The sequence below is a fragment of the Deltaproteobacteria bacterium genome (assembly GCA_019309545.1).
Classification (GTDB): Bacteria; Desulfobacterota; Desulfobaccia; order Desulfobaccales; family Desulfobaccaceae; genus Desulfobacca_B.
In genome coordinates this window covers 1-8,721 of record JAFDGA010000048.1, presented here as the reverse complement: position 1 = coordinate 8,721, position 8,721 = coordinate 1, and the positions used below count along the sequence as shown (strand labels likewise).

General features: G+C 52.5%; 7 protein-coding genes, 1 tRNA gene, 1 pseudogene and 1 riboswitch. Of the genes and pseudogenes, 5 read left to right on the top strand and 4 right to left on the bottom strand.

Annotation, left to right across the window (positions count from 1 at the left end; all coding sequences use genetic code 11):
- Positions 1–36: 36 nt before the first annotated feature.
- Positions 37–2,149: pseudogene (locus JRG72_10860) on the bottom strand (sodium-translocating pyrophosphatase).
- Positions 2,150–2,706: 557 nt separating this feature from the next.
- Here JRG72_10860 and JRG72_10855 point away from each other — a divergent pair.
- From JRG72_10855 to JRG72_10840, 4 genes are all read left to right on the top strand, one after another.
- Positions 2,707–2,783: transfer RNA gene (locus JRG72_10855), tRNA-Met, on the top strand.
- 683 nt (positions 2,784–3,466) lie between these two features.
- Complete coding sequence (locus JRG72_10850) at positions 3,467–3,844, top strand: hypothetical protein (GenBank protein MBW2135703.1); 378 nt, start codon at positions 3,467–3,469, stop codon at positions 3,842–3,844.
- Between the two features lie 12 nt (positions 3,845–3,856).
- Positions 3,857–4,090, top strand: a complete 234-nt coding sequence (locus JRG72_10845; GenBank protein MBW2135702.1) for a hypothetical protein — start codon at positions 3,857–3,859, stop codon at positions 4,088–4,090.
- Between the two features lie 151 nt (positions 4,091–4,241).
- On the top strand, positions 4,242–4,787 hold the full coding sequence (locus tag JRG72_10840; protein ID MBW2135701.1) for a hypothetical protein: 546 nt from the start codon (positions 4,242–4,244) through the stop codon (positions 4,785–4,787).
- A gap of 103 nt (positions 4,788–4,890) precedes the next feature.
- Here the strand turns inward: JRG72_10840 and JRG72_10835 are convergent, their stop codons facing one another.
- From JRG72_10835 to JRG72_10825, 3 genes are read right to left on the bottom strand one after another with little or no spacing between them, the layout of a single operon-like run.
- Positions 4,891–5,559, bottom strand: a complete 669-nt coding sequence (locus JRG72_10835; protein ID MBW2135700.1) for a DedA family protein — start codon at positions 5,557–5,559, stop codon at positions 4,891–4,893.
- A gap of 15 nt (positions 5,560–5,574) precedes the next feature.
- Positions 5,575–6,201, bottom strand: a complete 627-nt coding sequence (locus JRG72_10830) for a DedA family protein (GenBank protein MBW2135699.1) — start codon at positions 6,199–6,201, stop codon at positions 5,575–5,577.
- A 23-nt stretch (positions 6,202–6,224) separates the two neighbouring features.
- On the bottom strand, positions 6,225–7,583 hold the full coding sequence (locus JRG72_10825) for a nicotinate phosphoribosyltransferase (protein MBW2135698.1): 1,359 nt from the start codon (positions 7,581–7,583) through the stop codon (positions 6,225–6,227).
- A 174-nt stretch (positions 7,584–7,757) separates the two neighbouring features.
- A riboswitch (cobalamin riboswitch) is annotated at positions 7,758–7,882 on the top strand.
- A 189-nt stretch (positions 7,883–8,071) separates the two neighbouring features.
- Here JRG72_10825 and JRG72_10820 point away from each other — a divergent pair.
- Positions 8,072–8,479, top strand: a complete 408-nt coding sequence (locus tag JRG72_10820) for a hypothetical protein (protein MBW2135697.1) — start codon at positions 8,072–8,074, stop codon at positions 8,477–8,479.
- Positions 8,480–8,721 lie beyond the last annotated feature (242 nt).

Here is an 8,721-nt window from a genome sequence, read left to right as displayed (position 1 = left end):
CTCCGCGGTCTTAGAGGCGCGGTTAAAAGGTTAGATTTATCCAGCCAGCAACGGCACCAACAGCAGGGCCACGATGTTGACCACCTTGATCATCGGGTTGATCGCCGGACCCGCGGTATCTTTGTAGGGGTCGCCCACGGTGTCGCCGGTGACCGCGGCCTTGTGAGCATCGGAGCCTTTGCCACCGTAGAGGCCGTCTTCAATGGCCTTCTTGGCGTTATCCCAGGCACCGCCGCCCGAGGTCATGGAAATGGCCAGGAAGAGTCCGGTGATTCTTGGCGTTATCCCAGGCACCGCCGCCCGAGGTCATGGAAATGGCCAGGAAGAGTCCGGTGATAATGGAGCCGATCAGCATGCCGCCCAGGGCTATTTTACCCAGACCGGGGGTAAAGCCGACGATGATCGGCGAGAGTACCGGAATCAGGGCCGGGACCATCATCTGCCGCAGCGCCCCTTTGGTAACGATGTCCACGCAAGTGCCATATTCGGGTTTGGTAGTGCCTTCCATGATGCCGGGCATTTCCCGGAACTGGCGGCGGACTTCTTCGACCACCCCACCGGCGGCTTTACCAACGGCTTCCATGCAGAGGGCCGAGAACAGGAAGGGCAGCAGACCGCCGATGAACAATCCGGCCAGCACCCGCGGGTCAGCCAATTCAAAGGACAGTGCTTCACCGAAAGAGCGGGAGTACTCGGCAAACAGCACCAGAGCCGCCAACCCGGCGGAACCGATAGCATAGCCCTTGGTAACCGCCTTTGTGGTATTGCCGACCGCATCCAGGGGATCGGTGATGTTGCGGATCTCCTCGGGCAGTTCAGCCATTTCGGCGATTCCACCGGCGTTGTCGGTGATCGGACCATAGGAGTCAATGGCCACCACAATTCCCGTCATCGACAGCATGGCCACCGCGGTGAGGGAGATGGCATAAAGACCGGTCCCGGCGTGCTCGGCGCCGCCACCCAGGACGAAGGCCCACAGAATAGCGCCAACAATGACCAGCACCGGCAGCGCCGTGGCTTTCAGGGAGACTGCCAGGCCCTGGATAATGTTAGTCCCGTGGCCGGTGGTGGAAGCCAGAGCAATGCTCTTTACCGGCGCAAAGCTCTTGGAGGTAAAATACTCAGTGATCATGACGATCAGACCGGTGACCAAGATGCCGATCACCGCCATCATGAAGACATTGAAAGGCGGAATTGCAAACCCATCTTTGGCCGCCACGTCAGCCATGTATTTTTGAGCCAGGGGATAAAAGGCGATGACCGCCAAAACACCGGAGACGATCAGACCCTTGTAAAGGGCCCCCATGATATATTGGGATTTCCCCAGTTTGACGAAGAAAGTGCCAATGATCGAAGCTACAATCGAGACCCCGCCGATCAGCAGCGGGAACAGGATTGCCATGGATCCCGGGCCATAGACCGTATGGGCCAGCAGCATGGAGGCCACCACGGTCACGGTATAGGTTTCATAGAGGTCAGCAGCCATACCCGCACAGTCGCCGACATTGTCCCCGACGTTGTCAGCGATCACCGCCGGGTTGCGAGGGTCATCTTCAGGGATGCCGGCTTCGACCTTGCCCACCAGGTCAGCGCCGACGTCAGCCGCCTTGGTGTAGATGCCGCCGCCCAACCGGGCAAACACCGATACCAGGGAGCAGCCGAAACCAAGACCTACCAAGGCGTGCATGGCAGCCTCGGGAGCCATTCCTGAGACTAACTTGTAATAACCGGCCACACCTAACAAGGCCAAGCCCACACACAACAGACCGGTAACTGAACCACCCCGGAAGGCGATCTTCAGGGCATGAGCCATACTGGTGAAGGCACCCTGGGCAGTACGGACATTGCCCCGCACGGATACATACATGCCAATATAGCCGGTCAAGGCCGAACCCACGGCTCCAATGACAAAGCCGATGGCGACGAATTTACCTAAGACCATGAACAGAACCACAAAGATAACCGCTCCGACCATCGCTACGGTTTTATATTGCCGGTTCAGAAACGCATTGGCTCCCTCCCGCACCGCGTCGGAAATTTCCTGCATCCGTTCGGTACCGGCATCCTGCTTTAAAACCCAGGTAGTGGTGAACAGCCCGTAGGCCACTGCCAGTAGGCCACAGAGTAAGGCAAAGTTAATAATATCCATCAATAACCTCCTTCAATAAAATTCTAAAGACTATTACCCAGACAACAACCTTGCTTTATTTTGCGAAGCTCCTGATCACCTCCCTTACTATAGCTTTGCTCTGTATAATCTAACAACTGCCGCCAGGGCCCGGCCTGTGGGCAGCAGCTTACCGGGATCTTATAATACCCGGGTTGCTACAAAGAGATAAATGTGCAAATATTCACACATTCGATCAATAACAAATCCGTAACAGATTGTCAATATTTTTGCTGTCTCCGGGCAGATCTTATTATTCTTGAGGGATTATTCATATTTTTTTAAGGACTTGAAAAATGTTGGTTGGGAGCCAGAGATGGTATTTTCTTTAAATTTCCCCCTGATCTGCCCTATAGGGCTGTAATAGGCCAAAAACGATTTATCAGGTCGGATGGCAGGGTGGCTACCGGGTCGGACCGAGGAGTTTTCGGAGACCGGAAAATGGCTTAACCGGGGAGGGATAATCGGACGCCCTGCCCCGTTGCTTTTTTTTCATTTGACAAAGAGAGGATTCTGATAATATATCAACTGTATTGCGTGGCGGTGTAGCTCAGGTGGTCAGAGCATGCGGCTCATATCCGCAGTGTCCGGGGTTCGAATCCCTGCACCGCCACCATCCGACTGCAACAACTTCTTTCCGTTACGACCCCGAGATCAGGGGAATTGCGGGTATTTCAAAAAGGCCCAGCAAATGAGAGACCTGTTTATATTGCTTGTCGTGGGCATCATATGCGTTTCCCTATCAACCCCAGCTCTGGCCCAAAGGGAAGTAGCACCGCCAGCTGTTGTGCCAATCACGGAAAACCCGGTCCAGACTGAGCCACCAGTGGTAGTGGAGCCTCCGCCGGCTCCAAGCCCCGTCCAGGCCAAGCCGCAGGTTCAACCGCCTGAGGTTCAATCCTCCAAGGCAACTGCGGTCAGGATCAGGAAAGCCCAAAATCCAAAAAATCAGCCGGTCCAAGCCAAGGGTAAACCCAGAACACCCAAACAGAAGGTGAGGGATGCCAAGGGTCAGTCCAAGGTGAACAAAGCCAGGACCTCGTCCCCTAAAAAGCTTCGCCAGACCACTATAATCCGTCGCCGTTAATTTTTAACCCGAAGTCGATTGTGGATTGCCGGTAGGGGTGGAGTTGGGGTTAATCGGACAAAGTATGTCTCCGCACCAAGGCTCATTGACACTGACTGCTATCATATTGTAAAATCTCCCCCTAATGGATGGCGGCATTGGCGGCTCCGGCTTCAGGGTTGGGGGCCGGAGGCCCCGGATGGCAATCATCGCAACCCAGAAAGGATTTTATTATGCACTGCTTCAATTATGGCCGGAAATTTTTCCTTATCGGAATCTGCTGCTGCCTCTGTCTGGTTTCGGCCAGTTATGCCCAGGAGCACCCCTTTCTGTTGGATGGCAACTATTGGCAGCAGTTACCCTATGAGGCCCAGGTCACCTATATCAAAGGCGTATGCAACATGGCCGATTTTGAGTACCGAGCGGGAGGCACAGGCCGGGGCCCTTGTATCGCCTATGCCTTCGTGGAGGAGCTGAAGAATAAGACCGTGGCCACTATTGTCCGAGAGGTAGATCAATATTATCAGAACCATCCGGGAGAGTTACAGAAAACTGTGATTGAGGTCATTCTGCGCGAAAGCGCCAAATTATGTCCCCCTGAGGAAAAATAAGGAGGAAAAGCGATGATCAAGAAGGTGGCTTTGATCTTGGCATTGGCTCTGCTGTTAGGTAGCTGTGCCGGGATGTCATATACTGAACAACGCACCCTGTCGGGTGGGGCCATCGGCGCTGCCAGTGGCGCAGCTATAGGGGCAATCGCTGGCGAGGCCGCGGTTGGAGCCGGCATCGGTGCCGGCGCCGGCCTGTTGGGCGGTTATCTCTACGACCGCTATGAAAAATATCACGGCCGGCCTTGAAAGACCGGGCCTGTTAGGCTGGGCTAGATTGATCTGGGCCGGGAGCCCTTATCAACCTGAAATGTGGCCGGGTTCTAAAAAAGTTTGACAAATGGTGCAGTCTGACTTTCATATGGATTTATAAAAAATATAATCGAGAGGAGGGGTCACCATGAAACTCGTCAAATTCTTGGGGGTGGCCTGCCTGGCCCTGTTGCTGGCAGTTTCTGGTTCCAGTCAATTGGCCAATGCCGACCTGCTCAAAAAGCCAGGGCAGGTAGTAAATTTGGTAGCCACCGCTTCCAATCCGGGAAAGAATAAAATTAATCCCTGGAACTGGATGCGGGTATGGCCGAATGGGGCCCGAAAAAGCTTTAAAATTCCCTCCACCAAGTACCTTATGATCCAGCAGATTTTCCCGATTTTCTACGCCCAAGCCCCCAATACCGGCCCATACCGCTTCCTGATGGGAACGCAAACTAATACCGGCCAATATTTTTGTCGTTTCCTATCTCCAATTAAATCTGGTAACGATATAATTGGAGGAGCCATCACTTTACCGGAAGGTACTGTTAATCCCGGGATAGTGATCGCAAACAAAATGCCTTATATCAAAATCATAAGGCCAGATAACCCAACTGTAGATCCTAACAAAGGAAAACTTGTTCCGGGATCGTTCTTTGGCATACGCCTATTCGGGATGTTAATTGCCAAATAATAAATCATTCAAATTATATCTAAAAGGCCTTGAAACTACGTTAGGTCAGAGTCCTTAGTTTCAGGTCTTCAGAGGTTAGGAGATTTTTACAGATTACCCGATCTTAGGAAATATGGTCTGAGGGAAATTCTGAGTTGGCCTGGGAATTTTCGACCTGGAGATGATTGCGGGTTGGATTTTTTAGAGATGACGGGGGGTGGGGCGAAAGCGGAGCCGATTTAGTGCGGGCCCAATGCCAGAGGCGACTATAGGCCCAAATCCCTAAGGCCGCGGTCACCAATACCAGGCTAAGCAAAATTTCCAGGCGGGTGATGAAATATTCGATGGCTTTCCCGAATAAATATCCGGCCGTGGCCAGGCCCACGGCCCAACAACTGATGCTGAAAATTTGCCAAAGGATAAATACCCGGGCCGGGATTCCCAGGGTTCCCAGGGTGAGCGAGGTAATCAACCGCAAGCCATAAAGATACTGCACCACAAAGATGCAGGCCGGGCCGAAGCGCTGGGCCAAGGCTTGGGCCCGGGGGTAGCCGGCCTGCAATCTTTGGAACTGGCCAACCAGGGACTGACCCTGCCAGCGGCCCAAAAGATAAAACCCCCCATGGCTACTGAATGAACCAACAACCGCCAGGCTCACCACCAACCATAAGTTCAGCAGGCCCTGACGGGCAAGTAACCCGCCCAGAATTAGAAAGATCTCCCCTTCGACCAGGCTGCCCAAAAATATTGCCAGGTAGCCATATTTCTGAATCAGTAGGGTATACCAATCCATCTGGAAACCATGCCATTAGGGGACAGCCTTAGGGGTGGGCCGCAGCCGACGCCAGCGCCAGATCAGGTATGCGGCCAGGGCCAGGATTCCACCACCGATTACCATTAGGTCCAGAGTATGAGAATATTCATGGATGACCGCCCAATGTTGCCGGAGCCAATAACCCATATAAGTAAGGAAGCCATTCCACATGGTAGCACCAATGGCGGTATAGACGATAAAGGGTAAAAGCCGCATCTTGCCCAGACCGGCCGGGATGGAAATCAGGTGGCGCACCACCGGGATAAACCGGGAGATAAAAATGGTTTTTTTGCCGTGCCGGGCAAAGAAGTCTTCCGTCCACTGCAAGTGATGCGGATTGAGGAGCAGGTAACGACCGTAGCGCAGCACCACCGCCTCCCCTTTGCGGCCCATGCCATAAGATAACAGGGAGCCGACGATGGAGCCCAAACCGCTGGCAACGATTACCCAGATGGTGTGAAACTGACCGGTAAAGATGAGGAAACCGGCAAATGGCATGACCATCTCGCTGGGCACCGGGGCGACCATGCTTTCCAGGGTCATTAGCACAAATACCCCCCCATAGCCCAGGGTGGAGATCAAGCGGGTAAATAGTTCTAACAAGGTTTCCGTGATTCCCATAAATATCCTTTAATTTTAATTGATTAAACCTGGCCTAACTCGGTGACCTGGATCTCGTGCTCCACCTGACCCTCTAGTTCCTGCAAGGCGGGACTGATGCGGACGGGATATTGGGGTGGATGGCGCAGAGCTTTAAAGCGTTCCGGCAGCCGGCCAAATTCTTGCAGGAAAAAGTCCCGGCTGTCTTTTAAGCCCGGCACAGGGCGGATTAATTGGCCCTTTTCCATAACCTTGGACAAAAGCGGGGTAGCATCGGCGATAGTCTCGTCCCGCAAGGCAATGGTATCTTCCCGCATCTGCCCCTGGTCATTATAGCGGCGAAAAACCTGCTTTTTATCCACCAGGGTGACCTTGCCGGTGGAAAGCTTCATCACCGGCCGGGTGCCATACTTTACCAACTTATAGGCAATATCAAAATAAGGGGCGTCAGCAGACACCCCCATCTTGGTGCCCACCCCAAAGGCGTCAATCTGTCCCCCCGCCTCCAGCACCTGGGCGATCTTGAATTCGTCAAACCCACCACTGGCGAACACCTGCACATAATCCAGCCCCGCTTCCTTGAATAACCGCCGCACCTCAACACTGATGGCCGCCATGTCGCCGCTGTCCAGACGCACGCCGCGGAGTTTTTCGCCACGGGCTTCCATTTCCTGGGCCACCTGAATGGCTTTTTTGGCCCCGGCAATATTATCGTAGGTATCGATCAACAAGATAGTATTTTTCGGAAAGTCTCTGGCAAAGGCCCGGAAGGCATCGAGTTCATGCTCAAAACTGGTAATATAGGAATGGGCCATAGTACCAAAGATCGGGATGGCATAGAGTTTTCCGGCCAAGACATTGCTGGTGCCGATAAAGCCCCCCAAATAGCTAGCCCGCGCTACTTTGAGGCCAGCATCCACGCCCTGGGTGCGCCGCAGGGAAAAATCCACCAGGCGTCGAGTCCCGGCAATATAGGTGGAGCGGGAGGCCTTGGTGGCGATCAGGGTCTGGAAGTTAATGGCATTGATGACAAAGGTCTCCACTAGCTGGGCTTCGATAATCGGAGCGGTAACCTCCAGGATGGGTTCATCTTTAAAAAAGATGCTGCCCTCCGGTAAGGCATAGACTTCGCCGGTGAAGCGCAAGTCTTTCAGATAATCCAGAAAGCGCGGTTTAAACAGGCCGGTGGTCTCTAAATAGGCCAGATCATCTTCCTGAAACCCTAAGGTTTCCAGATAGTGCAGGACTTCCTCCAGGCCGGCGGCAACAAAATAAGCCCGGTCCGTGGGATACTGACGAATGAACAGACTGAAGGTCGCCTCTTCAAACTTTTCTTCCTCAAAATAGCTGGCCGCCATGGTCAGTTCATAAAGATCGGAGAACAGCGCCAGTCGTTCCCCCAGCAGTTGATTTCTCACGCCCCATCTCCTGTTTAGTGTGGTTAGCGATTATTTGTAAAAAATTTACTGCCTTAAGTCAATAAAAATCGATTTTCCTTGGATTTGCAGCTTGACGGTTCAACGTCTGTCTAGTAATATCGCCAGAGTCGGTCGGCGGGCTACCCCTCAAGTGGCAGGGGAACCCGGTGTAAATCCTGGGCCATCCGCCACCTTAACCCAGGGACGAACCCGGCATAAACCATTGCCTGAGCCACTAACTAAGGTGGGAAGGCCCGGGGAGGAGGATCCGGAAGCCAGAAGACGAGTAGATCGACTTCAGGGGATCGACTTATGGTAACAGGATCCCCTGGATCACTGGAGCCACCGAAGGTAAGCGGTTTTAATCTCCCTGGGGCTTTTTAAGCCCTGAGGAGGCTTTGGTGGATTGGGACCCCAGGTCTTTAATCAAACCAAACTTAATTTGGCAAACCGAGAGTAAAGGAGGGAAAGTTGTGAAAAAAGTAGTGGGCTTATTGCTGGTGGTTCTAATGGTCATGGCTTTTAATGCTAACTTCGCGGCCGCTGCTACCAATCCACCCAATCTGGTGGGCACCTGGACCGGCATTGTAAAGACAGTTAAACCAGATAAATATGAACAATACCAAGTTACTGCAAAAATCACCAGTCAGCGAGGATTCCGCTTTAAAGGCACCCACGAAAGTCCTGGTAACCAACCAGAAAAAATCGTGGGGGTCATCTATGATGGTCAGATTTATATAACAGATTCTAGCTCAACTATGGTGGGTAAGTTATTCTTTTATCCCAAAAGAAGAATGGAGGGGGTATTTCAAGATATTACCTCTGACGGTATTATCGAAACAGGCATATGGTCAGTGACTAAAACTGGCCCCATAAGATAATCACAGTTTATTTCTTGTGCCCCAATTGGGGCACAAGAAAATTATCTGCCTGGCCAACTTAGTCAATCGCAGGCCAGTTGCCCGCCCAGAACCAGATTATTAATGGGGATAGAGATGGAAAGTGCTGCGCCGGCTTAGCTATATTGCCGTGAACCAGCAAGATCTTCAGAATTTGTAAGATTTAATTATAATTAACTTTGTCGGAATAAGCTACATCTTTAATTCTTCCTGGAGACAGTTGT

What these genes read in the sequence shown, in the direction of transcription:
- JRG72_10850 (MBW2135703.1), top strand. Translation starts at nt 3,467, where the DNA reads ATGCACTGCTTCAATTATGGCCGGAAATTTTTCCTTATCGGAATCTGC.
- JRG72_10845 (MBW2135702.1), top strand. Translation starts at nt 3,857, where the DNA reads ATGATCAAGAAGGTGGCTTTGATCTTGGCATTGGCTCTGCTGTTAGGT.
- JRG72_10840 (MBW2135701.1), top strand. Translation starts at nt 4,242, where the DNA reads ATGAAACTCGTCAAATTCTTGGGGGTGGCCTGCCTGGCCCTGTTGCTG.
- JRG72_10835 (MBW2135700.1), bottom strand. Translation starts at nt 5,559, where the DNA reads ATGGATTGGTATACCCTACTGATTCAGAAATATGGCTACCTGGCAATA.
- JRG72_10830 (MBW2135699.1), bottom strand. Translation starts at nt 6,201, where the DNA reads ATGGGAATCACGGAAACCTTGTTAGAACTATTTACCCGCTTGATCTCC.